Here is a 22,981-nt window from a genome sequence, read left to right on the forward strand (position 1 = left end):
CGCGGATATCCGCGACGGCAGGGCTAACGTGTGTCCTTATGGCGGGCCGTACCCCTCAGGCGAATCGGCGCCGAAGCGGGTCGTCCACGCGCGGCGCCGCCAACAGTCGTACCCGTCAGAAGGCCGCTTCCCGGCAGCCGGCGAAGGGACGTGCGGCGAGCCGACGTCCGGCCCGCACCCCACCGACGGTCTACCTGGGCCGGGCCGTCAACGCGATGTGGATGGGGCTGGCACACAGCGTCGGCTGGGCGGTCCGTGCCGCCGGCCGGCAGGCGGCCACCGCCCGCGACCTCGACCCGGAGCACCGCCGGGACGGTGCCGGCCTGTTCCTGCTGGGACTCTCCATCCTCACCGCCGTCGCGGTCTGGTTCTCCTCCGCCGGCCCGCTCGGCACCCGGCTGGCCGACACCATCCGGCTCTTCCTCGGCGCGATCTCCGTGGTGCTGCCGATCCTGCTGCTGATCGGCGCGGTCCGGCTGATGCGTACGCCCACCGAGTCCGAACACCAGGGCCGGGGGCTGGTCGGCTGGTCGGCGCTGATCCTCGGCACCGGCGGGCTGCTGCACATCGGTCACCACCCGGTGAACAACCTCGAACGTGACTACGCCGGTGGGCTGGTCGGTGCCGCCATCGGGCGGACCCTGGAGGACGCGGTCACCCCCTGGGTCGCGGTTCCGCTCCTGGTCCTGTTGGTGCTCTTCGGACTGCTGGTGGTCACCGCGACACCGATCAACAAGATTCCCGAGCGGTTGGGGCTGCTCGCCGAGGCGGTCACCGGGCGGTCCACCGGCTACGCCGACGACGAGGAGGAGGCCGACGAGGACGAGGCGCCCGCCCGTCGCCGCCCGGCCCGGCGTCGTACCGGCAGCCGGGCCGGGACCGTCGGGGAACCGGAGGGGTACGGCGAGGAGGAGTTCGCCGAGGAGCCGCCGCCGCTGCCGCGTAAGTCGCCCGCGAAGGTGCCCGCCGCGCGCAAGGTCGCCGAGCCGCCCGAGCACTCGCCCGTACCGACCCGGGCCGAGCAGTTGGCCATCACCGGCCTGGCCGGCGACTACATCCTGCCGCCGACGAACCTGTTGCGTGGTGGCAGCGCGCCGAAGACCCGGAGCAAGGCCAACGACGAGGTGATCGCCGCGCTCACCGGTGTCTTCGACCAGTTCGATGTGGACGCCGCGGTGACCGGGTTCACCCGGGGCCCGACCGTCACCCGTTACGAGGTCGAGCTCGGGCACGGGGTGAAGGTGGAGCGGATCACCCAGCTCTCCCGCAACATCGCGTACGCGGTGAAGTCCCCGGACGTACGGATCCTGAGCCCGATCCCGGGCAAGAGCGCGGTCGGGGTGGAGATTCCGAACAGCGACCGGGAGGATGTGGCGCTCGGCGACGTACTCCGTTCACGGGCCGCGACCAGCGACCACCATCCGATGGTGGTCGCGCTCGGCAAGGACATCGAGGGTGGCTACGTGGTGGCCAACCTGGCCAAGATGCCGCACATCCTGATCGCCGGGGCGACCGGCGCGGGCAAGTCCTCCTGCCTCAACTCGCTGCTCGTCTCCATCCTCAGCCGGGCCACCCCGGACGAGGTGCGGTTGCTGCTGATCGACCCGAAGCGGGTCGAGATGACCAGCTACGAGGGGATCCCGCACCTGGTCACGCCGATCGTGACCAACCCGAAGAAGGCGGCCGACTCGCTGGACTGGGTCGTCCGCGAGATGGACATGCGCTACGACGACCTCGCCGCCGCCGGGGTACGCCACATCGACGACTACAACCGCAAGGTACGGGCCGGGCAGATCAAGCCGCCGCCCGGCAGCGAGCGGGAGATCCGGCCGTACCCGTACCTGCTGGTGATCGTGGACGAGCTGGCCGACCTGATGATGGTGGCGCCCCGCGACGTCGAGGACTCGGTGGTCCGGATCACCCAGCTCGCCCGTGCCGCCGGCATCCACCTGGTGCTCGCCACCCAGCGCCCGTCGGTCGACGTGGTGACCGGTCTGATCAAGGCGAACGTGCCGTCCCGGCTCGCCTTCGCCACCTCCTCGCTGGCCGACTCCCGGGTCATCCTGGACCAGCCCGGGGCGGAGAAGCTGATCGGCCGGGGCGACGGGCTCTTCCTGCCGATGGGTGCCTCGAAACCGGTCCGGATCCAGGGCGCCTGGGTCAACGAGTCCGAGATCAGCGACATCGTCAAGTTCTGCAAGGACCAGCGCGAACCGGAGTTCCGGTCGGACGTACTGGCCCCGGCGAAGGACCCGAAGAAGAAGGTCGACGAGGAGATCGGCGACGACCTGGAGTTGTTGGTCCAGGCGATCGAGTTGGTCGTCACCTCGCAGTTCGGCTCCACCTCGATGCTGCAGCGCAAGCTCCGGGTCGGTTTCGCCAAGGCCGGTCGGCTGATGGACCTGATGGAGACCCGGGGGATCGTCGGTCCCTCGGAGGGCTCCAAGGCCCGGGACGTGCTGGTCAAGCCGGACGAGCTGGAAGAGGCGCTGGTCGGGGTCCGGGGCGGCGGGGACGACGACTGAGCCGCGCCCCCGCCGACTGTCGGACGGACCGGGTCAGCCCGCCTCGGAGGGGTGGTCGGGGCGTCGGCGCAGCGCCTGGGCCAGTGAGATCACCGAGACGATCGTCCAGGTCCCCTCCAGGAGCAGGAACCCCCAGGAGCGTTCGGTCGCGGCGAGCACCGCGAGGATGCCGGCGCCCACGGTGTTGAGCAGGAGATAGCGGACGGAGTGCGGGTCCATCCGGCGCAGTTGGCTGCCGGCGAAGGCGGCCAGGATCAGCAGGGCGCCGAGAACCTCGATCAGATCAGTTGTGGTCATCACCGTCTGCGCGCCGTCTTTGCCGGGCCGGGTACGGCACGCGCTCGTCCGGGGGGGACACCATCGCGCCCACCTGCGGCTCAGTCTAGCCAGCCGGGACAGGGCCACCAGAGTGTGTGGTACACCTCTCCCAGTCACACTTGACCTCAACCGGGGTTCAACTATCAGGATGCAGATCATGACTCTGCTCTTCACCGACACCGAGGTGGCCGACCGGCTCGACGCACCCACCGCGGTCGAGGCGATGCGCGAGGCACTGCTCGCCGCGTACGCGGGTCGGCTGGTCGCACCGCCCCGGGCCTCCGCGCCACTGCGCGGCGGTCGCGTCGTCACCACCGCCGGGCAGCTGGACGACGAGTGGTACGGGTTCCGCTCCTACGACACCTTCGGCCACGCCGAGGCGGAGCAGCTCGTGGTCCTGCACGACGGCCGTTCGGGACGGATCCGGGCGATCGCGGTCGGCGAGGAGATCGGGTCCCGGCGTACCGGCGCGATCGGTGGGGTGGCGGTGGACGCGCTGGCCCGCCCCGACGCCGCCACGGTCGGGGTGCTCGGCGCCGGGCGGCAGGCCTGGACCCAGCTCTGGGCGACCGCGGCGGTACGCCCGCTGCGCGAGGTGGCCGTCTACTGCCGTACGCCCTCGGTCCGGGACGCCTTCGCCGCCCGGGTGGAGGCGGAGCTCGGGATCAGCGCGACCGCGGTGAGCAGCGCCCGCGCGGCCGTACGCGAGCGGGATGTGGTGCTGGTCGCCACCGACAGCGTCACTCCGGTGCTCGACCCGGCCGACCTGGCCCCCGGTGCCCACGTCAACGTCGTCGGCTTCAAACAGCAGGGGCGCGCGGAGTTCGGTCCCGACCTGCTCGACCGGGCCGGAGTGCTGGTCACGGACTCGCCGGCACAGGCGATGGACTACCAGCCGCCGATGCTCGCCGCGTTGGCGCCGTACGTCGACCGGCTGCACCACCTCGGCGCTGTGCTCGCTGGCGCGGTCCCCGGCCGGACCGGTGCCGACCAGGTGACGCTCTTCTGCTTGGTGGGTCTGGCCGGCACGGAGGTCCTCCTGCTCGACCGGCTGGCCCGGGTCGCGGCCCGGCGGCCGTAGCCCCCTGCGGCGGGCGTCGGCGGTGTAGCGCCCGCCGCCCTCGCGGAGCGGCCCGGTACCCTCGGATGGTGTCTGCTACTTCCCCTTCCTCGACCGCCGGCCGTCGGGTCGCGTTGCTCACTCTCGGCTGTGCCCGTAACGAGGTCGACTCGGAGGAGTTGGCGGCCCGGCTGAACGCCGACGGTTGGCAGGTGACCACGGACGGCGAAGGCGCCGACGTGGTGCTCGTCAACACCTGCGGCTTCGTGGAGAAGGCGAAGCAGGACTCGATCGAGACCCTGCTCGCCGCCGCCGACACCGGTGCGAAGGTGGTCGCCGCCGGCTGCATGGCCGAGCGGTACGGCCGCGAACTCGCCGACAGCCTGCCGGAGGCGGGCGCGGTGCTCAGCTTCGACGACTACCCGGACATCTCCGCCCGGCTCAACGCGGTGCTCGCCGGTGAGCAGGTCACCGCGCACACCCCCAGGGACCGACGTGAACTGCTGCCGCTGACCCCGGTCGCCCGGCACGGCAGCGGCGTCTCGGTCCCCGGCCACGCACAGACCCGCCCGGCCGGTGGTGACCTGGTCGCCGACGAGCACACCCCCGCGCACCTGCGTCCGGTGCTGCGCCACCGGCTCGCCAGCGGCCCGGTCGCCTCGCTGAAGCTCGCCAGCGGCTGCGACCGCCGCTGCGCGTTCTGCGCGATCCCGGCATTCCGGGGCGCGTTCGTCTCCCGTCCGCCGGAAGAGCTGCTGGCCGAGGCGGAGTGGCTGGCCCGCACGGGCGTACGCGAGCTGGTGCTGGTCAGCGAGAACTCCACCTCGTACGGCAAGGATCTCGGCGATCCCCGGCTGCTGGAGAAGCTGCTGCCGCAGCTCGCCGCGGTCACCGGGATCGTCCGGGTACGCGCGAGCTACCTCCAGCCGGCGGAGACCCGACCCGGCCTGGTCGAGACGATCGCCACCACCCCCGGTGTCGCCGCCTACTTCGACCTCTCGTTCCAGCACTCCAGCGAGCCGGTGCTGCGCCGGATGCGGCGTTTCGGATCCACCGCCCGATTCCTGGAGCTGCTCGGCTCGGCCCGGGACCTGGCCCCGGCGGCCGGCGCCCGGAGCAACTTCATCGTGGGCTTCCCCGGTGAGACCCGGGGCGACGTGGACGAGCTGGTCCGCTTCTTCTCCGAGGCCCGGCTCGACGCGATCGGCATGTTCGACTACAGCGACGAGGACGGCACCGAGGCCGCCGGCCTGTCCGGCAAGGTCTCCGCCGCCACGATCAAGCGCCGGTACGACCGGCTGAGCGCGCTCGCCGACGAACTCTGCTCCCAGCGGGCCGAGGAACGTCTCGGCTCGACCGTGGAGGTGCTGGTCGACTCGATCGACGGTGGCCTGGTGGAGGGGCGCGCCGAACACCAGGCGCCCGAGGTGGACGGTTCGACCACCCTGGTGGCACCGGAGCACGGCGACGTCGACCTGGCCGCCCTGCGCCCCGGCGACCTGGTCCGCGCCACCGTCACCGGCACCGAGGGGGTGGACCTGCTCGCCGTACCGGTCGAACTGATCTCGGCGGCGGCCGGTCCGCCGAACGGCGCGAGGTGACCGCGTGACCGAGGCGTCGGAGCCTGCCCCGGCCGCCATCGCGAAGCCGGTGCCCGTCGTCAACGCCGCCAACGCGCTCACCGCCCTGAGGCTGGCCCTGGTGCCGGTCTTCGTGGCGCTGGTGATCGCCTCGGCGATGACGCACCCGGCCTGGCGGATCGCCGCCACCCTCACCTTCGCCTTCGCCTCGGCGACGGACCTGCTCGACGGGTGGATCGCCCGCCGGTTCAAGCTGGTCACGGCGGTCGGTAAGGTGGCCGACCCGATCGCCGACAAGGCGTTGACCGGTGCCGCCCTGGTCCTGCTCTCCTGGTACGACCTGCTGCCCTGGTGGGTGACGCTGCTCATCCTGGCCCGGGAGTTCGGCGTCACGCTGATCCGGTTCTGGGTGATCCGGTTCGGGGTGATCGCGGCCAGCCGGGGCGGCAAGGCCAAGACCGCGCTGCAGATCCTCGCCATCGTCTGGTACCTCTGGCCGGTGCCGTCCGGGGTGACCTGGGTCGGTCCGTGGATCATGGGTATAGCGCTGGTGGTGACAGTGATCACCGGGCTCGACTACGTGGTACGGGCGCTGCGCCTGCGGCGCCGGACCGGCTGATCGTCGGCGGGGCCCGGTCGGGTCCCGGCGAGGGGACGGATGCCGTCACCGGAGCCGGCCGGCGGAGGTTGGGCGAGGCAGTGAGCGAGGAGGCGGGATGACGGACGGTGTCGAGGCACGGGTCGCGGCCACCGAGGCGGCGGCGGTGGTGCACCCGCTGGCCGAGCGGGGCCAGACCCTGGCCGTGGTGGAGTCGCTCACCGGTGGCCTGCTGGCGGCCACGATCGTCGACATCGCCGGGGTGAGCGGCGTGTTCCGGGGCGGCCTGGTGGTCTACGCCACCGACCTCAAAGCGTCGCTGGCGGGCGTACCGGGCGACCTGCTCGACGAGCGGGGACCGGTGGACCCGGACGTGGCGTTGGCACTGGCCGAGGGGGGCCGTCGGCGCTGCATGGCCGACTGGTGCCTGGCCACCACCGGAGTGGCCGGACCGGAGCCGCAGAACGGTCGGCCGGTGGGGCTCGTCTACGTCGCGCTCGCCGGACCGGTGGGCGGGCGGGTACGCGAACTGCGGCTCGACGGTAGCCGTACCCAGATCCGGAGCAACGCGGTGACCGGGGCGTTGCGGCTCCTCGCGGAGGAGTTGCAGGGCGTACAACCACCGGCGGTACGCGGGTGATCGGGGTCACCGCCGGCGCGATTGGGCCGGTCGTCCGGAATCCGGACCGGCGGGGTGGGATGTCGCACGGGCCGGCAACGGGTACGGTTGCGGGAAGGCTCCGGCAGCGGTCGGGGTCGGGGGTCGGAGTCGCTCCACGCGGCAACACGCTGACTGCCGCCGGAGGTACGGTCCCACGTCAGGGGGAGGTGCGATGGTCCTGCTACGCCGGGTGATCGGTGACGCACTGCGTGCTCGCCGGCAGGGACAACACCGCACTCTGCGCGAGGTCTCCTCTGCGGCCAACGTGAGCCTCGGATATCTCTCCGAGATCGAGCGGGGCCAGAAGGAGGCGTCGAGCGAGCTGCTCGCCGCGATCTGTGACGCCCTCGGTGCCCGCCTCTCCGAACTGCTCCGCGAGGTCAGCGACACCGTCGCGCTCGGCGAGCAGGTCTCCGGGGTGCTCGCTCCGGTCCAGGAACGGTCGACCGTCGACGTACCGGCCCGTACCGTGCTGACCGATTCGGCAGTGCGCACGGTGACCGAGTCCGGCGTTCGGCAGGTGGCGACCGACGGCAACGTGTCGGTCTCGGTCCGGCAGGACTCGCCACTCAAGGCCACCCTGCGGACCACCCGCCGGGTCCGGTCCAACACCGACCGGGGTCGCGAGGTTGTCCGCGCCGCCTGAGCGCCACTCGGCACCCTCCGCTCCGCACCTGGTAAGCCGTGCGGCCGTGTGATGTTCGGTGCGCTTTCCTCGGCGTACCGTTGCAGTTCCAGCGGTGTCTCCGGCCGGTGTCCCAGCGGTTGTCTGCCGGTGTGGCGCCGGACTGGGACGATGGGGATCGTGCCGCGTGGTCGGCCGGTGCAGACCGGTCGGCGGCCCGGCCGCCGACCGTAGCCGATGACACCGAGGGGATAACGCGAAGATGGCGAGCCCGTTCGTCAAGGGATGGCGCTACCTGATGGCGCTGTTCGGCGCCAAGATCGATGAGCACGCCGACCCGAAGGTGCAGATCCAGCAGGCCATCGAGGAGGCCCAGCGTCAGCACCAGGCGCTGGTCCAGCAGGCCGCGGCGGTCATCGGCAACCAGCACCAGCTTGAGATGCGGCTCTCCCGGCAGATGTCCGAGGTCGAGCGGTTGCAGGGGATGGCGCGTCAGGCGCTGGTCCTCGCCGACCGCTCCCGGGCCGCCGGTGACGAGCCGGAAGCGGTGAAGTACGAGCAGACCGCGCAGACCCTCGCCGCTCAACTGGTCTCCGCCGAGCAGGCGACCGAGGACCTGAAGACCCTGCACGACCAGGCGTTGGGCGCTGCCGGCCAGGCCCGTCGGGCGGTCGAGAACAACAGCATGATCCTTCAGCAGAAGCTGGCCGAGCGGACCAAGCTGCTCAGCCAGCTCGAGCAGGCCAAGATGCAGGAGAGCGTCGCCAAGTCGATCGAGTCGATGACGAACCTCACCGCGCCGGGCGCGACCCCCTCGCTGGACGAGGTCCGGGAAAAGATCGAGCGCCGGTACGCGAACGCCATGGGCCGCGCCGAACTCGCCGGTAACTCGGTCGAGGGCCGGATGCTGGAGGTGCAGAAGAGCAGCCTCGACATGGCCGGCTCGGCCCGGTTGGAGCAGATCCGGGCCAGCATGGCCGGGGAGCAGCTCGGCGGCAAGCCGCAGCCCGCGCTCGACCAGAACACCCGGACGGCGGACGACGCCGGGGTGGCCCGGCTCGACGAGATCCGGGCGAGCCTGGCCCGGGAGAAGTCCGCCGGGGACCAGAGCACCGCCAGCTGACACCTGTCCCGGGGCCAGACACGGAAAGGGCAGCGGATGGCCGACCAGCGAGCGCGTTACTTCCGGCGGCTGCGCAAGCTGCGCCGCTCCGCCCGTTCATGGAGCGTCTTCGCCAGCGGACTGGGCGGCGCCGCGGTCATCCTCACCCCGTACGAGGGGTTGGGTCTGCCGGACGCGGCCTGGGTCGCCGGTAGCGGCGCCGCCGCGGCGCTGGCCCTCTGGCGCTGGTCCGACCTGCGGACGCTGAGGGCCCAACCGGCACCGGCACCGCCCGATCCGGCGCTCGCGGCCGAGCAGGCCCGCGCCCGGCTGGTCGCGGCCGTGGAACGGCTCCCCGCCGGACGCGGGGCAGTGGCCGAGGTACGCCGGCAGAGGACCCGGATCGCGCTGCGCGGTTCGGCGGCGGCGGCCCCCTGGGAGCGGCTGAACCGGGCCTCGTCGGCGATGACCGGGCTCGCCGGACGGCTACCGGCGCCGGCCGAGCCGGCGGTGGTCGAGGCGGCCGCCGCCGAGCAGTCGCTGCTCGACCTCGCGCACCGGGTGGCGAGCCTGGAGAAGACCACCCGGTTCGCACCCGAGGAGTCCCGCCCGGGACTCGAGGCGGCGCACCGCAACCTGCTCCAGCAGCTCGACCGGGGCGTCGGCGCGTACGAGGCACTGGTCGTGGCGGCCGCCGGTTACCTGGCCGAGGACTTCCGGTCGGCCGGCGAGCATCCGGCCGCCACCCGGCTCACCGAGGCGACCGACCTGCTGCGCGGTATCGCCGCCGGTCTCGCCCAGCTACGGGACATGGGCGACCCGAGCCGCGCGCCGTACTGAGCGGCGTCAGTCCGGCGGTGGAACCACCACCGGTGTGGTGAAGGCGGAGGCGCCGATCGCGTTGAAGGCCTGGATCCGCCAGTGGTAGACGGTCTCGGGGGCCAGCCCGGTGTTCGTGAACGAACGGGCCGTACCGGCGATGGTGAAGCTGGTCAGGCCGGTGCTGAAAGACGGATCGGTGGCCCGTTGCAGGGTGAAGCCGCTGACCACGCTGCCGGCGCTCTCGAACCAGCTCACCTTCACGCTGACCGAGTCCGGCGCCGACATGCTGGCGGTCGCGGTCAGGCTGTGCGGCACCGCCGGCGTGGTCGGCACGGTCACCACCGACACCGTCGACCAGGGTGACGGAGCACCCAGGTAACTGGTCCGGACCCGGTGGTAGTAGGTGGTGTTCGGTGTCACCGTGCCGTCGGTGTACGCGCTGGTCACCGGCCCGGAGGCGGTGACCAGGCCGCTGGTGAAGGTCGGGTTCACCGCACGTTGGATCTCCACGTCGGTGGCGAACGACCGGTTCCGCCAGGCCAGGTCGACCCGGACCGGGGCGGACGGGGCGACCGAGGCGGTCAGGCCGCTCGGGGCGATCAGGCGTACCACCGCCGAGGCGGTGTTCGACCAGCCGGAGTAGGCGACCGCCGTCTCCGTACGGACCCGGTAGTAGTACGTCGTCCCCGGCGTGACGGTGGAGTCGCTGCTGGTGCTGACCCCGGCGGGCAGGGCGAACGTGGTGACGCCGCTGGTGAAGCCGGCGTTGGTGGCCCGCTCGACGAGGTGGTTCGTGGCCACCGGGCGGGTCGCGTTGTTGGTCCAGGCGAGCGTGATCGCCGGCGGTACGGTCGGCGACCCGGGTGCGGCCGTCGCGGTGAGCCCGGTCGGCTGGGCCGGGGAGACCCGCAGCACCAGCGGACGGCTCAGTTCGCTGCCCTCGTGGCCGACCAGGTGACCCTGCCAGGCGTACTCCCAACCGAAGTTGACGATCTGGTTGGTCACCACCGCGGGCTCCCCGGTACGCGGGTTGACCTGGGTGAGACCGGTGGTCGTACCGGCCGGGCGGGTGGGGTCGAGCAGCCGTACGCTGTCGCCGACCTTGAACGGCAGCGGGTCCGGCAGAACCGGCCGGAGGGCCAGGATGGTGTCCTCCAGCGGGTTCATCCGGATCGTCTCCTTCCAGCCCAGCTCGTTCGGGTCCGGCGGCCGGATCGCGCCGTCCCAGCCGACCCGGTTGATCACCTGCACCACCAGGTGGTGGAAGTGGATGGCGTGGGTGCTGGCGCCGTTGTGGGTGACCTTCCAGATCTGGGTCCCGTCACCCGGGGCGCCGATCGGGATCGACGGATCGGCCGGGGCCAGGATCTCGGTCGGCGGGTCGACGTACGCCAGCGGTGTGGTGGTCTGGACCAACGAGCTGACCTTCGGCAGTTCCACACCGAGGGTGGCGTTCATCCGGCCGTACTCGGGCTCGAAAAGTTCCTGGATCGCCTTGGCGCGCAGCGGGAGCGTGACCGGACCGGTTCGGCCCGCAGGGGTGAACGTGATGGTGTTGCTGTGGATCGGCACGTACGTGTTCTTCGCCGTACGGGTGCCGAACGCGTTGTCGTACGCCGGCTGCGGCACGATCGGCGGCGGCTGGCTGTCGCCGTACGCCCGGGGCAGGCGTGCCCGCAGGGCGTCCAGGTCGTAGGGCGGCTCCGGGACACCGTCGACCTGGAACTGGAGCAGGGTTCGGGTGTTCGGTCCGTAGCCGGGCTGGGTGCTCGGGGCGCCGCCGGCCGAGGTCCGGTCCGGGGCGCCGGTGTAGTAGTCGTACCGGCTGTCGAAGGCCGGCATCGGCGCAGGGCAGTCGTTGTAGAGGATGATTTTCGAACCGGACGGTACGGCGGAGAAGTCGACGATCACGTCGGCCCGCTCGCCCGGGCCGAGCAGCAGCGCGTGCGCGGAGACGTTGAGCGCGGCGATGTCCCGCCGGTTGTAGACGTAGTTGATCGGCTGGTTCGGCACCACCGCCACCTCGGGCAGCAGTCCACCCTCGGTGCCGATCTGGATCCACTCGGGGCCGACCCGTTTCGGATCCGGCACACCGCCGGGCCGCCCGTCCGTGGGCCAGGTCGGCGGGTGGTCCGGGTTCGGGATCGCCTCGACCATCGGCACCTCACCGGAGCCGGCGTCGCCGAGACTGCCGTCGGCGTGCCACATCGGGCCGTCCGAGGCCGCGTGGTAGAGCTGGAGGTTGAGGCTGCGGTCGTTGCAGGCGTTCAGGATCCGGAACCGGTACGCCTTCGGCTTCACCCGCACGTACGGGTAGGCGCAGCCGTTGACCAGCGGGGTGTCCAGGAACGCCTCCGGCACCACCGACGGGTTCGGCGTACCGGGCATCACCGGGGGCTGCCACGGCGAGGTCTCCGGGGCGTAGTGCGGGTTCGGCACCGGGCCGTGGACGGTGCCGGTGTACGGCGGCCAGAACCACGGCCCGTAGTCCCAGCGCCCCATCGGGTTGGTGCCGGACTCGTTGTACGGGTTCTGGTTCGGCATGTAGACGTGCGGGTACCAGAGGCTGCCACGCCCGCCCCAGTGCTCCCGGTCCCAGGTGGGGTCCTCCGCCTCCAGTTGGGCGCTGCCCGGTACGAAGGTCTTGTCCTGGATCACCAGGGGGATCTCGGCCGCGGGGATGATCCCCTCGTCGACCAGTTGCCGCTCCACCTCGTCCCGGAGCAGGTAGAGGCCGAGCTGACCGGAGTAGACGGTCAACCGGGCGATGCCGAGGGTGTGGTCGTGGTACCAGAGCATCCGTCCGGCGGCCTGGTTCGGGTAGTACAGCGTCACCGCCCCCGGCCCCGGTTCGGCCATGTCCGGCACGTACGCCAGGCTGGTGCCGGTCGGGTACGAGGTCGTCTCGCCGGCCGGGGTCAGCCACTGGTCAGGTCCACCGTTGCTGGTCCACGGGGTGGACGCGCCGTGCAGGTGCAGGGCCGCCCGGTTCTGCGGGTACGGTTCGGTGCCGCCGAGCGGGCCGGTTCCGGCGCCGCGTACGGTCGGGTCCACCGGCAGTGGCAGCAGTCCCGCCGCTCCGGTCGGGAGCCGGTTGACGAACTTGACCCGGACCGGCCGGTCCCGCTGCGCGACGATCACCGGTCCCAGGTGGTACGGCCGGCTGGGCGGGTGGATGGTGTTGCGGCCGAACGCGTCGGTGCCGTTGTTGAGCTGACGGTAGCCGCGTAGCCGGGTGGGGCCGAGGTCCCGGTGCAGTTGCTGGGAGAACTGCTCCAGTCCGATCTCGTAGTAGTCGCAGCCGGGGTAGCTCACGGTGTCCGGTGTCGCGACCGGCAGGAAGCTGCCGAGGTCGTTGGCGTGGGCGGCGCCGACACCGGGCAGCGAGTCGACGAATTTCCGTATCCCGGTGCCGGGTATGACGTGTCCGGCGGGATCGAGCCGGGGCAGGGGGCTGTTCGCGTAGTTGGGGACGAAGCCGAAGTAGTCCGGGGTGGGCAGCGGTGCCGGCAGCGTCGCCGTCGCCGTCGCCGGTGCCGGTGTCTGTTGTGGGATGCCCGGCCGGGTCTCCTCGGTGGCCTGGTCCGGCGTGTCGAGCGGGGTGTTCTCGGCCTGTTTCGCCCGGCGGGCCAGACGGTGCGCCGCGAGTCTCTTGAACATGACCATGCTCCCTCCCCGGATGCCTGCCCGGCCGGGGTCGCAGGGTCCGGTCGAGCCGATCAGATGGTCATCGCTGACGATCCGTAAGCAACTAACCTCACTAAGCGATGGTTGGATACGGCCAGCTCAGCGTCAGGTTCGTTCGGGGTCGTACCGTCCGGACCGGTGGTCCGGACGGTGTGCCGTGCGGCCCGGGCAGGCGCTCCGGACGGGGTGTGCCGGGGAAAACGTGGTTCAGCGGTTCCGGTCCGGGGCGGGCTGGCAACGGGGGCACCAGTAGGTGACCCGTTCGCCCTGCTCGGCCTTCTCTACCAGCATGCCGCAGCGGCGGCAGGGCTGCCCACGGCGACCGTAGACGTAGGTGGTTTGTCCGCGGTGCACCGACCCGGTGGTGCTCTGGGTCCAACGGCCACGGTTCGCGGCGAGCAGCCGCTGGGCCAGGGCCACCACCGAGGGCAGGTCCGGTACGGCGTTCACCGGCGTCCACGGGTGTACGCCGCGCAGGTAGAGCACCTCCGACTTGTAGAGGTTGCCCACCCCGGCGAGGTTCGACTGATCGAGCAGCGCCTCGGCGATGCTCGTGTCGGGGTGGGCGGCGAGGCGACGTACCGCCTCGGTCGGGTCCCAGTCCGGGCCGAGCAGGTCGGGGCCGAGTCGCCCGACCAGTTCGTCCTCCCGGGCGGTGGGGAGCAGGGCGACCTCGTGCAGGTGGTATCCGACGGCGATCGCGTCGGCCGTACGCAGCACCAGCCGGATCAGGTGCGCCGGGCGGGCGGCCCAGCGCGCGCCCGGCGGGTAGACCCGCCAGGCGCCGTCCATCCGCAGGTGCGAGTGCAGGGTGAGCCGCTGCGCGTCGGTGGGGTCGGCGAGGCGGAGCAGGATGTGCTTGCCCCGGCTGACCGCCTCCCGGACGGTCCAGCCGACCAGGTCGGTGCCGGCGAGCTGCGGCACCCGGAAGTCGGTGGCGGTGAGCCGGCCGCCGGCCAGCGCGCGGTGCAGCGCGCGGGCGGTGTTCCAGACGGTGTCGCCTTCGGGCACTCCTGCATCCTGCCCCTCAATGCCTGGTCAGGGCTGCTCTTCCGGCCGGGGAGCACGCACCATGTCCTGGTAGCGGGGGTGGCTGGCGCCGTAGATGGCGAAGTTCAGCCTGGCGTGGGAAAGGCTCAGATCACCGTTGGGCCCGTCCGGCACCACCGCGTCATCGGCCTCGTGCTGGCCGTCGTTCGTCCAGAAGCAGACCGGACAGGTCCCACCTTCTCCGGTGAAAAAGCCACAGCATGGACATGCTTTTACGTCGATTGAATGCTTCCCCACCGGACAAGCATTCCACAGTGGCCCACCTGTCGCAGCTTTGTGTCCGCGATGCGGAAATAGATCAGCTAGCGTCCGTAATCCTCAGCACCTGCCCCTTAACCAGCGAAAGCGTGGCATCGGCCCGACCGCCGTTCACCGCCACGGCGGCCTGACCAGCGGAGTCCCCGAAAACCACCAGAGCCCCGACCGGAACATCACCGAAGGTCACTGCCTGATGGGCGGGAAGGCCCTGCACCCGCAGGCGCGGCCCGAGCGCGGTGAGCGCGGCGGCCGGCGCGGCGAGCTGCACGTTGCCGAAGTGGTCGATCGAGAGGACCTCGGCGGTGAGCCAGCCCGGCCCGGCGGCGACCACCGGTTCGGGCAGCCGTACCAGCTCGGCCGGGTCGACCGCCGGCCCGGCCTCGTCGGGGTCGGCACCGAGCGCCAGCCGGGCGGCGACCGGGGCGAAGACGTCCCGGCCGTGGAAGGTGGCGGAGACCCGGGGAGCCAGCCACCGCGGATTGGTCAACTCCACGGCGCCCTCGATGCCGCCGAGTGCCTGCGCCGCCCAGGGCAGGAGCCCGTTGTCCGGACCGACCAGCAACCCGTCGGGACAGCGCAGAGCGACCCCGCGTCGGCTGGTCCCCACGCCCGGGTCGACCACCGCCACGTGCACCGCCGCCGGCAGCGCCCCGACCGTCTGGGCCAGCACCGCGGCGCCCCGGCGGATGTCCCCCGGCGGCACCAGGTGGGTCACGTCGAGCACCCTCACGGCGGGCGCGAGCCGGGCGATCGCCCCGTGGCAGGCGGCCACGAAGCCGTCCGCGAGTCCGTAGTCCGTGGTCAGGCTGATCCATTCATAGCCGGGCATGACCAGCACGTTAGCCGTGCCGGCACCCGATCCGACCCGGCGGTCCGCGCACCGGTCCCGGGACGGGGCTGGCAAGCTGGGCGGATGCGATTGGTCATCTTCACCGAGCCGCAGGAGGGCGCGTCGTACCAGGACCTGCTCCGGGTGGCGCGGCACACGTCCGACTGTGGCTACGACGGCTTCTTCCGGTCCGATCACTACCTGGTGATGAACGGGGACGGGTTGCCCGGCCCGACCGACGCCTGGCTGACCCTGGCCGGGCTCGCCGTGCAGACCGAACGGATCCGGCTCGGCACCCTGGTCACCTCGGCCACCTTCCGGCTGCCCGGCCCGTTGGCGATCTCGGTCGCCCAGGTGGACGAGATGAGCGGCGGCCGGGTCGAACTGGGCCTGGGCAGCGGCTGGTTCGAGGCCGAGCACCGCGCGTACGGCATCCCGTTCCCGCCGCTCGGCGAGCGGTTCGACCGGCTCACCGAACAGCTCGAGGTGATCACCGGCCTCTGGGGGACACCGGTGGGGGAGACCTTCACCTATCGGGGCGGCTACTACGACATCTACGACTCGCCCGCGCTGCCGAAGCCGGTGCAGCACCCGGGTCCGCCGATCATCGTCGGCGGCACCGGCCGGAAGCGGACCCCGATGCTCGCCGCCCGTTTCGCGGACGAGTACAACGTGCCGTTCGCGTCGGCCGAGGTGGCGGCGAAGCACTTCGCGGCGGTGGTCGAGGCGTGTGAGCGGATCGGTCGGGACGCCGCCGGGCGGGCCCCGCTGACGCTCTCCGCGGCGGTCACCGTGGTCTGCGGGCGCAACGACGCCGAGGTGCGCCGCCGGGCCGACGCGATCGGCCGGAACCTGGACGAGCTGCGCGCCGGTCCCGGCGTGGTCGGCACCCCCGGCGAGGTGGTGGAGCAACTGCAGGAGTACGCCAAGGGCGGCGCCTCCCGCTTCTTCCTCCAGTTCCTCGACCTCAGCGACCTGGACCAACTGGACCTGATCGCGGCCGAGGTGGCCCCGCAGCTCTGAGGCCACGCGCCCACATCCGGGTCACCAAATCCGGGTCGGTCACGGCTCCAGGAGTTGGTGACCCGGATGTCAGTGGTCGGCCGGCGTACGGACGGCCTCGTCGGGGGCGAGCGGGACCTGCGCAACGGTCCGGCCCGGCAGCACGATCTCGCGTACGGCGAGATAGACCGCCCGTACGGCGAGTGTCCGCTCGACCTCGTCCAGGATCGGGGCGAAGAACTGCCGCCGGTGCTCCACATCGCTCATCGAGGTGACCGCGAAGTACATGCTGCCGAAGCCGGCGAGCAGGGCGGCGTTGCGTAGCAGGGCGAGCGGCACCGGGAGTCCCTCGGCGAGCATGGCCGGTGGCTCGCCGATCCACTGCTCGGCGGTCTCCGGCTGCACCACGATCAGGCCGAGCAGGAGGAAGAAGGCGAAGAGTCCGACCCCGACGACCAGCGCCTGCACCAGTTGCCGGGTGGCGAGCATGAGCAGCAGGTTGCCGACCTGGCGACCGTGCAGCGGCACCGGTCGCAGTGGCCCGTCCGGGGCGACCTCCTCGATCGGCAGGCTCGCCAGCGGCGTTCGCTGGCAGGAGGAGGAGAGCCGTTCCCGGCTCAGGTCCTGTTCCACCCGGCCGATCTCGTCGCGCAGCCGCCCGGCGGCGGCCAGTACGGTCACCGCGGTGAAGAGCGTGAGCACCAGCCCCAGCCGGTACCAGGGCAGCCGGTTCATCGCCTGCCAGAGTTCGCCGGTGAAGAAGAAGAACAGGGTCACGAAGAGCAGCAGCGGCAGCGCTCTTCCCTGCAACCGGACGCTGTTGCGCATGTCCTCGACCGCGTGCCGGATGGCCCGGCGCAGCAGTGGCACCACGCCGTAGCTGGTGGCCAGCCAGGAGGCGACCAGCAGCAGGGCGAACGCGGTCACCGAGGTGATGGTGATGCTGGCCCGGCCGTCGTGCAGCCAGAGCGCGAGCGGCGGTACGGCGATCGGTACGACCGCGTACGCCACCAGGACCGTGATCATGGCGGGGCGGGAGAAGTGGGGCAGTCGGCGGCCGAACCGGGTCAGCGCGGACCAGCCGGCCAGCCCCGCCGCGACCAGGACCGAGAGGAGGACCCAGGCGATGGTCCCGTCGAGCGCCCAGAGGATCACCCAACCGAGGTCGGCCACCACGACCAGGGCGAGGAAGGGCAGCATCCGGGGGAGGACGTGCCGGTCGAAGTCGTAGCCGGCGATCATCTGCGGCACGCCGTGGCGTACGAACCAGCGCTCGGTCTGGCGTACCAGGGCACGGGAGGCGGTGATCGGCACCCGGCTGATCCTGCCAGATCCGCGCCCGGCGGCGCTCAGTCGCCGACCGGGGCAGGTGCCGGGCCGGCGTCGACGAAGACGAACGCGGTTCCGGTGGTCGGCGTGCCCGGTGGGGTCAGGGCGAAGCCGGGGGCCCGGCCGGGTTCGGTGCTGACCGAGATGGCGCGCCCGTCCACGGTGAGCCCGAATGTAGGCCGTCCCTGGGGGTCGGTTCCGGCGAACGTGGTCCGGACGTCCTGGGCCGGGTTGCCGGCGTCACAGGGGGCCACCACCAGTCGGGCGTCGCGGCGGTCGGTGGCGACACAGAGCGGTTCGCCGCCGTCGGCCGACACCGCCGTACGCAGGTGGTGGCGGGTCTTCGCGGTGTCCACCGGGACGAGCACGAAGAACTCCCAGTCGCCGGTGTCGGCGCTGGCCGGGTAGGCCCCGATGGTGTCGTCGGCGGAGACGCTCAGCGCCGGCGGTTCCTCGCCGGGTGCCACACCCACCACCATGACCTGCCGGTCGGCGCCGGGCAGGCCCCCCGGTGGAGCACTGCTCGCCGTCGGCTCGCCGTCGATGCCGCCCACGTTGCCGACCGCCGGGGTGGTGGGGACGGGCGTCGGTGTCGGCCGGCTGCTGGGTGTGCCGGCGCCGCATCCGCTGAGCAGGATCGACATGACGGTGGTCGCGCCGGCCAGCCCGACACTGTGGATGGCGTACCGGTGTCTGGTCATCCTGGTTCACTCCTTCACGCGTCGATGTCCTCACCAGTGTCCCGTGGACATCGGTGACATGCCCGCCGTGCCGGGTCGGATCGGCGCGCCGCCGCTGTCGGAGAGGACGACCGGTCGGGTGTGGCGCTGCTATGGTCCTCGTGACACCACTTGAACCGGTTACACCGATGGAGGTGCTCATGAGTACGCGTATCCAGGTGGCCTTCGACGCGGCCGACCCGCACACGCTGGCCCGGTTCTGGGCCGAGGCGCTGCGGTACCAGCAGGAGGACCACAGCGCACTGGTCGCGCAACTGCTCGCCGGTGGCCTGCTGAAGGAGACCGAGGTGATCGAGATCGACGGCCGGCGGGCGTTCCGGGACGTGGCTACCTGCGTCGACGTCGACGGCGTCGGCCCCCGCCTCTTCTTCCAACGGGTGCCCGAGCCGAAGACCGCCAAGAACCGGGTCCACCTCGACCTGCAGGTCGGTGCGGCGGAGGCGCCGGCCGAGGTGGAGCGCCTGGTCGCCCTCGGCGCCACGGTCGCCTGGACCACGTCCGACCGTGGGCCGACCACCACCACCCTGCTCGACCCGGAGGGCAACGAACTCTGTGTGAGCTGAGCCGTCCGGTGCGGGTGCGGTTCAGCGCCGGTCGGCCGGTTCCCCGTCCTCGTCCTCGATCCGGATGCCGAGCGCTCCCGCAAGGGTGTACGACAACGCGATCAGGTCCTGCCGCGCGACGATCGCGCCGGCCAGGCTGGTCACCCCGCCGATCCCGGCCAGCGAGCAGTTCGCGAACCGGGTGCCGGTCAGCTTGGCCTGGCTGAACTGCGCACCGGTCAGGTCGCAGTCGGTGAACCGTACGCCGCTCAGGTCCGCGTTCTGGAAGTCCGCGCGGGCCAGGTTGCACCCCTCGAACGTCACCGCGTGGAAGTCGGTGAACCGGAACGACGAGAGGTCCAGCCGGCACTGGGAGAACATCACGTCCCGCAGCGAGCCGTTGATCCAGTGCACGCCCGTCATCCGCGCGGTCGCGATTCCTACCCGTAGCAGGGCCGACCGCTCCACCCGCAGGTTCGCCAGGTTCGAACTCTCCACCAGGCAGTCGGCGAACCTCGCCGCGTCGAGCCGGGTCCCGCTCAGGTTGGTGCCCCTGAACCGGCACTGCTCGAACTCCACCGCGTCCGCCGACCGGTCGGAGAGGTCCAGGTCCAGGAAATCCAACCGGCGGAAGGACGCCTCGTGGTCGAGGTCGTGGTCGGCGACGGTGGCCGCTTCGAGCGACGCCGGGCGTCTCGGCTCCACCGGAGCCCGGTTCCGGGACGGGCCGTTGCCGCGGCGTACCGACTGTGTGGGCATCCGCGCACGCTAACCCAGCCGGGCCGGTACACCCACGTCGGCGGGGAGGGTACGGCCCGCCGTCGACCGGGTAAGACCCGACGCATGACGTACTCCGTTGGTGGTGTGCCGGTCCGGTCGGGCCGCGACGTGTCCCTGCCCGCCCGGCCGGTGGTGCGGCGGTGACCAGGGTCGCGGTGATCGCACACAAGAAGAAGACGCTCGACGGCGGGCTCGGCGAGCTGCGTCGGCGCCTCACCGACTCCGGCGTCGGCGACCTGCTCTGGTACGAGGTGCCGAAGAGCCGAAAGGCACCGAAGAAGGTGCGCAAGGCGGTACGCGAGGGCGCGGAGCTGGTGCTCGTCTGGGGCGGGGACGGCATGGTCCAGCACTGCGTGGACGCGCTCGCCGGGTGGGACGGGGCCATCGCCATCATTCCCGCCGGTACGGCCAACCTGCTCGCCACCAATCTCGGCGTGCCGCAGGATCTCGAGCGGGCGGTCCGGATCGCGCTGCACGGCGAGCGTCGCCGGCTCGACCTCGGCCGGGTCAACGGCGAGCACTTCGCGGTGATGGCCGGTGCCGGTTTCGACGCGGAAATGATCTCGGATGCCGACCGGAAGCTCAAGGACGAGATGGGCAAGCTCGCCTACGTCTGGACCGGCCTGCGGCACGTACGGGACAAGGCGGTGCCGGTGCGGATCCGGGTCGACGGGGAGAAGTGGTTCAAGGGTACGGCGAGCTGCGTGCTGCTCGGCAACGTCAGCACCATCACCGGTGGTATCGAGGCGTTCGACGACGCGCGACCGGACAACGGTCGGCTGGAGGTCGGTGTGGCGACCGGGGAGGGGATGCTCGACTGGGCCCGTACCCTCGGCCGGATGGCGGTCGGCCGGACCGACCGCTCGCCGCTGGTGGAGACCGTCCAGGCGCGCCGGGTCGACATCCGGTTCGACGAACCGACGACGTACGAGCTGGACGGCGGCGCGGTCGGCACCAGTAGGCGGCTGAAGGCCCGGGTGGTGCCCGGCGCGATCACGGTCTGCGTACCGGGCCCGGACGCTCCGGGAGACGGTGACGTTGATGCCGGCGGGGCGTCCGGCGCGGCCTCCTAGGGTCTGCGTCGAAGTCGCGCGGAGCCGTTTGGCGATCGCGGCGATCCGTACGGTGCCGGTAGCGGGCGGCAGGCTTGTCGACGGACTCGTGGGTCCGGGCCGATCGGCCCGGACCCACGATCGGTGACGACGGTCAGGAGACGGTGCCGGGCTGGGCCGAGATGAGCGTCTGGGTCCACCCGCTCGGGTCGATCACGCCGGTGGAGGTGATGTCGGCTCCGTCGAAGTCGTAGGGGTCGAGGTCGATGTAGTGGTTCATCGACGTGGGCTGGTGCCCGAAGTAGACCCCGCCACCCGGCGAGACCAGGTTGGTGAAGGCCTGCCAGGTGGATTCGCGGAGGTCACTTCCGGTCCAGTCCCCGGGTCCGTCGATTCGGTAGGAACGGAGCCGGCCGTCCGCGACGGTGCCGAGCAGCCAGTCTGGGCCGGCCGCGGTAAGGGTCTTGAGGCCGAAGCCGTCGGCGATCGTGACGTAGCCGGTGATGTCGGTGATCTCCGGTTTGGTGGCGGTGACGGTGTAACGGCGGAGCACGCCGTCGGCGATGCCGTAGAGGTGACCACTGCCGTCGTAGGTGAGCAGGTCGTGGCTCCAGCCGCTGTCGGCGAGTCGGGTCGGCGTTCGGAACGTCACGGTGCCGTCGTTGGTGCCGATGTCGACGCGCCAGAGTTCGTTGGCGGTGGAGGTGAACAGGATGGTGTTGTAGTCGAGGGTGGCCATGGCGCGCGGGGCGAACGGCAACGGTGTCTCGGAGCGCGAGGCACCGCGGATACGGTCACCGGTGGCGGCCTCGACGGCGGTGAACGTCAGCCGGCCGTCGGCGAGTACGCCGTAGATGTTGGCGTTACCGCGTACGCCGTCGGTGACGTTGTTGTACTTCAGGCCCCGGAACCCCTCCGACTCGTACCAGGAGCGGCTCTTGACCACCCGGCGTCCCTCCAGGCCGGGCTGGTACTCCTCGTAGACCCACATCTGGGTCCGCGACGAGTCCACCCACTTCTCGAACAGGGCCACGTGGCCGTACGACACACCGAGAATCGCGTCACCGGGCAGCAGCTCACCCAGGCTGTCCAGCCACGTGGTGTCGCCGAAGGTAGCCAGGGTCCGGGTCGAGCGGTCCCCGCCACCACTCTTCGGCAGGTGCCACGCCATCGACACGAAGCCGGAGCAGTCCGGCCGGTACGGGTGTCCATCCTGATCCGGCTTCTGGTCGGCTTGGTTCTGGCTGTAGATCGCGCCGTACCGGTCGATCCACCAGCGGGCCCGGGCGAGCACCTCGTCCCGGGTGATCTGCCCGCCGACCGATGACGCGGCCTGGGCCGGCGTGGGTGCGGCCGTGATCGTGTCGACGGCCACGACAGTCAGGCCGAGAGTGGCCGCGGCGAGCACGCTGGTCGCCGTTGCGATGATCCTCTGAGGGACGATTCTCTGGAGCAGGGATTTGGGCACTGTGCGATTCCGTTCTCGTCGGAGCGGTTCCTGACCGAGAGTGTTTGTGGGATCGCTCCAAACGCCCTTCAGGCCGTCTGCAACAAAACTTGCAGCGTCTGTCGGTCGTTCGCATCACGGCCGCCCGCTGCCCTGGACGGTCCTGTCGACGGTCCACGAAGGGTCGACCGGATCGTCGACGTCCGGCGGGCTGCCGCGAGCCCGGTACGCGGTTAGACCGGTCCGCTCACTGTTGCGCGTCCTCCGGCTTCCGGTCCGGCGTCGAGATGCCCCCGGCGTCGGGTGGAGCCGCGTGGGGGCCGAGGATCGCGGTGAGGCCGTGGCTGTAGACCTCGCTGGGAACCGCCTCGGGATCGATCAGGTGCTGGAAGGCGACCCCGATGTCGAGTGCGGTCATCAGGGCGGCGAGCTGCTCGGCGGGGATCGGCGGCTGGTCCCCGAGCCGTTCGGTGATCTCCTTGGCGTTGGTCTGCCGGACCGCCCGTAGCCACTGCGCGATCGACTCCCGGGCCTGCGGGGTACGCATCCCGTAGAGCCAGAACTCGACCACCGCCATGGCGAACCGCCGTACCTCGGGCAGCGGCAGGTTGGTGTCGTAGTCGGTGCCGAGGTGGCGCAGCCAGCCGGCGAACGAGACGTCCGGCTCGGCCGGCGACCCGGCGTACGCCGGGTGTGCATCGGTGAGTCGTCGTTCGAGGATCGCCGCCACGAGGCCGCTCTTGCCCTCGAAGTTGGCATAGATGGCGCCCTTGGTGACCCCTGCCTCGGTGGCGACCTCGTCGAGCGAGGTCCGGTGGATGCCGCGCTCGCCGAAGAGCGTCTCCGCCGCGTCCAGCAGTTGCTGGCGGGTGCGTTGTTGCTGCTGCGCCCGGGTCAGTCGATCGCTCATGTGCTGATCCTGTCACACCTCCGACGGTTGACATACCAACGGGTATCCGGATACTCGACGGTAT

20 protein-coding genes, 2 pseudogenes and 1 riboswitch are annotated in these 22,981 nt (G+C 71.5%); of the genes and pseudogenes, 12 read left to right on the plus strand and 10 right to left on the minus strand.

Annotated features, from left to right (window positions below):
* Nucleotides 1-221: 221 nt before the first annotated feature.
* Both BDK92_RS41245 and BDK92_RS41250 read left to right on the plus strand, forming a co-directional pair.
* Nucleotides 222-695: pseudogene (locus BDK92_RS41245) on the plus strand (DNA translocase FtsK 4TM domain-containing protein); the annotation flags it as partial.
* 234 nt (nt 696-929) lie between these two features.
* Nucleotides 930-2,525, plus strand: a pseudogene (locus BDK92_RS41250) (DNA translocase FtsK); the annotation flags it as partial.
* A gap of 33 nt (nt 2,526-2,558) precedes the next feature.
* On the opposite strand, the gene BDK92_RS25940 reads toward BDK92_RS41250, so the two are convergent.
* Nucleotides 2,559-2,822, minus strand: a complete 264-nt coding sequence (locus BDK92_RS25940; RefSeq protein ID WP_121159051.1) for a CBU_0592 family membrane protein — start codon at nt 2,820-2,822, stop codon at nt 2,559-2,561.
* Nucleotides 2,823-2,829: 7 nt separating this feature from the next.
* Nucleotides 2,830-2,897: riboswitch (guanidine-III (ykkC-III) riboswitch) on the minus strand.
* A 103-nt stretch (nt 2,898-3,000) separates the two neighbouring features.
* On the opposite strand from BDK92_RS25940, the gene BDK92_RS25945 reads away from it, so the two are divergent.
* The 7 genes from BDK92_RS25945 (at nt 3,001) to pspM (ending at nt 9,309) form a co-directional block, all read left to right on the plus strand.
* Nucleotides 3,001-3,924 carry an ornithine cyclodeaminase family protein gene (locus tag BDK92_RS25945; RefSeq protein WP_121162583.1) on the plus strand — a complete coding sequence of 308 codons (924 nt, stop codon included), beginning with the start codon at nt 3,001-3,003 and terminating at the stop codon, nt 3,922-3,924.
* 65 nt (nt 3,925-3,989) lie between these two features.
* Complete coding sequence (gene rimO / locus BDK92_RS25950) at nt 3,990-5,504, plus strand: 30S ribosomal protein S12 methylthiotransferase RimO (protein WP_121159052.1); 1,515 nt, start codon at nt 3,990-3,992, stop codon at nt 5,502-5,504.
* A gap of 4 nt (nt 5,505-5,508) precedes the next feature.
* Entirely contained in the window at nt 5,509-6,102 is a 594-nt protein-coding gene (gene pgsA / locus BDK92_RS25955; RefSeq protein ID WP_121159053.1) for a CDP-diacylglycerol--glycerol-3-phosphate 3-phosphatidyltransferase, read from the plus strand.
* 97 nt (nt 6,103-6,199) lie between these two features.
* On the plus strand, nt 6,200-6,721 hold the full coding sequence (locus tag BDK92_RS25960; protein WP_121159054.1) for a CinA family protein: 522 nt from the start codon (nt 6,200-6,202) through the stop codon (nt 6,719-6,721).
* Nucleotides 6,722-6,914: 193 nt separating this feature from the next.
* Nucleotides 6,915-7,388, plus strand: a complete 474-nt coding sequence (locus tag BDK92_RS25965; RefSeq protein WP_121159055.1) for a helix-turn-helix domain-containing protein — start codon at nt 6,915-6,917, stop codon at nt 7,386-7,388.
* Nucleotides 7,389-7,629: 241 nt separating this feature from the next.
* Nucleotides 7,630-8,490, plus strand: a complete 861-nt coding sequence (locus BDK92_RS25970; RefSeq protein ID WP_121159056.1) for a PspA/IM30 family protein — start codon at nt 7,630-7,632, stop codon at nt 8,488-8,490.
* Between the two features lie 36 nt (nt 8,491-8,526).
* A complete protein-coding gene (pspM, locus tag BDK92_RS25975; RefSeq protein WP_121159057.1) occupies nt 8,527-9,309 on the plus strand; it encodes a phage shock envelope stress response protein PspM in 783 nt (260 codons plus the stop codon).
* A 6-nt stretch (nt 9,310-9,315) separates the two neighbouring features.
* Here pspM and BDK92_RS25980 read toward each other — a convergent pair whose 3' ends face one another.
* The 4 genes from BDK92_RS25980 to BDK92_RS25995 form a co-directional block, all read right to left on the minus strand.
* Nucleotides 9,316-12,957 (minus strand): fibronectin type III domain-containing protein, encoded by a 3,642-nt coding sequence (locus BDK92_RS25980; protein ID WP_425462259.1) that lies wholly within the window; start codon nt 12,955-12,957, stop codon nt 9,316-9,318.
* A gap of 228 nt (nt 12,958-13,185) precedes the next feature.
* Nucleotides 13,186-13,989 carry a zinc finger domain-containing protein gene (locus BDK92_RS25985; protein WP_121159058.1) on the minus strand — a complete coding sequence of 268 codons (804 nt, stop codon included), beginning with the start codon at nt 13,987-13,989 and terminating at the stop codon, nt 13,186-13,188.
* Nucleotides 13,990-14,016: 27 nt separating this feature from the next.
* On the minus strand, nt 14,017-14,265 hold the full coding sequence (locus BDK92_RS25990; protein WP_246017246.1) for a CPCC family cysteine-rich protein: 249 nt from the start codon (nt 14,263-14,265) through the stop codon (nt 14,017-14,019).
* 61 nt (nt 14,266-14,326) lie between these two features.
* Nucleotides 14,327-15,115 (minus strand): SAM hydrolase/SAM-dependent halogenase family protein, encoded by a 789-nt coding sequence (locus tag BDK92_RS25995; RefSeq protein WP_121162586.1) that lies wholly within the window; start codon nt 15,113-15,115, stop codon nt 14,327-14,329.
* Between the two features lie 84 nt (nt 15,116-15,199).
* On the opposite strand from BDK92_RS25995, the gene BDK92_RS26000 reads away from it, so the two are divergent.
* The gene (locus BDK92_RS26000; protein ID WP_121159059.1) at nt 15,200-16,138 is read left to right on the plus strand and encodes an LLM class F420-dependent oxidoreductase; all 939 of its coding nucleotides are present in this window, start codon (nt 15,200-15,202) and stop codon (nt 16,136-16,138) included.
* 69 nt (nt 16,139-16,207) lie between these two features.
* On the opposite strand, the gene BDK92_RS26005 is transcribed toward BDK92_RS26000, so the two are convergent.
* On the minus strand, nt 16,208-17,431 hold the full coding sequence (locus tag BDK92_RS26005; RefSeq protein ID WP_121159060.1) for an MFS transporter: 1,224 nt from the start codon (nt 17,429-17,431) through the stop codon (nt 16,208-16,210).
* A 35-nt stretch (nt 17,432-17,466) separates the two neighbouring features.
* Nucleotides 17,467-18,147 carry a hypothetical protein gene (locus BDK92_RS26010; RefSeq protein WP_121159061.1) on the minus strand — a complete coding sequence of 227 codons (681 nt, stop codon included), beginning with the start codon at nt 18,145-18,147 and terminating at the stop codon, nt 17,467-17,469.
* A 179-nt stretch (nt 18,148-18,326) separates the two neighbouring features.
* Here BDK92_RS26010 and BDK92_RS26015 point away from each other — a divergent pair, with 179 nt between their 5' ends.
* A complete protein-coding gene (locus tag BDK92_RS26015) occupies nt 18,327-18,749 on the plus strand; it encodes a VOC family protein (protein ID WP_121162587.1) in 423 nt (140 codons plus the stop codon).
* A gap of 21 nt (nt 18,750-18,770) precedes the next feature.
* Here BDK92_RS26015 and BDK92_RS26020 read toward each other — a convergent pair whose 3' ends face one another.
* On the minus strand, nt 18,771-19,487 hold the full coding sequence (locus tag BDK92_RS26020; RefSeq protein WP_121159062.1) for a pentapeptide repeat-containing protein: 717 nt from the start codon (nt 19,485-19,487) through the stop codon (nt 18,771-18,773).
* A gap of 161 nt (nt 19,488-19,648) precedes the next feature.
* Between BDK92_RS26020 and BDK92_RS26025 the strand changes: the two genes are divergently transcribed.
* Nucleotides 19,649-20,581, plus strand: coding sequence for a diacylglycerol/lipid kinase family protein (locus BDK92_RS26025; protein WP_246017247.1), 933 nt, complete (start codon nt 19,649-19,651; stop codon nt 20,579-20,581).
* A 133-nt stretch (nt 20,582-20,714) separates the two neighbouring features.
* On the opposite strand, the gene BDK92_RS26030 is transcribed toward BDK92_RS26025, so the two are convergent.
* Nucleotides 20,715-22,028 (minus strand): NlpC/P60 family protein, encoded by a 1,314-nt coding sequence (locus tag BDK92_RS26030; RefSeq protein WP_147457116.1) that lies wholly within the window; start codon nt 22,026-22,028, stop codon nt 20,715-20,717.
* Nucleotides 22,029-22,254: 226 nt separating this feature from the next.
* Complete coding sequence (locus BDK92_RS26035; protein ID WP_121159064.1) at nt 22,255-22,917, minus strand: TetR/AcrR family transcriptional regulator; 663 nt, start codon at nt 22,915-22,917, stop codon at nt 22,255-22,257.
* Between the last annotated feature and the right edge of the window lie 64 nt (nt 22,918-22,981).

Source organism: Micromonospora pisi (assembly GCF_003633685.1).
In the GTDB taxonomy this organism is placed as follows: Bacteria; Actinomycetota; Actinomycetes; order Mycobacteriales; family Micromonosporaceae; genus Micromonospora_G; species Micromonospora_G pisi.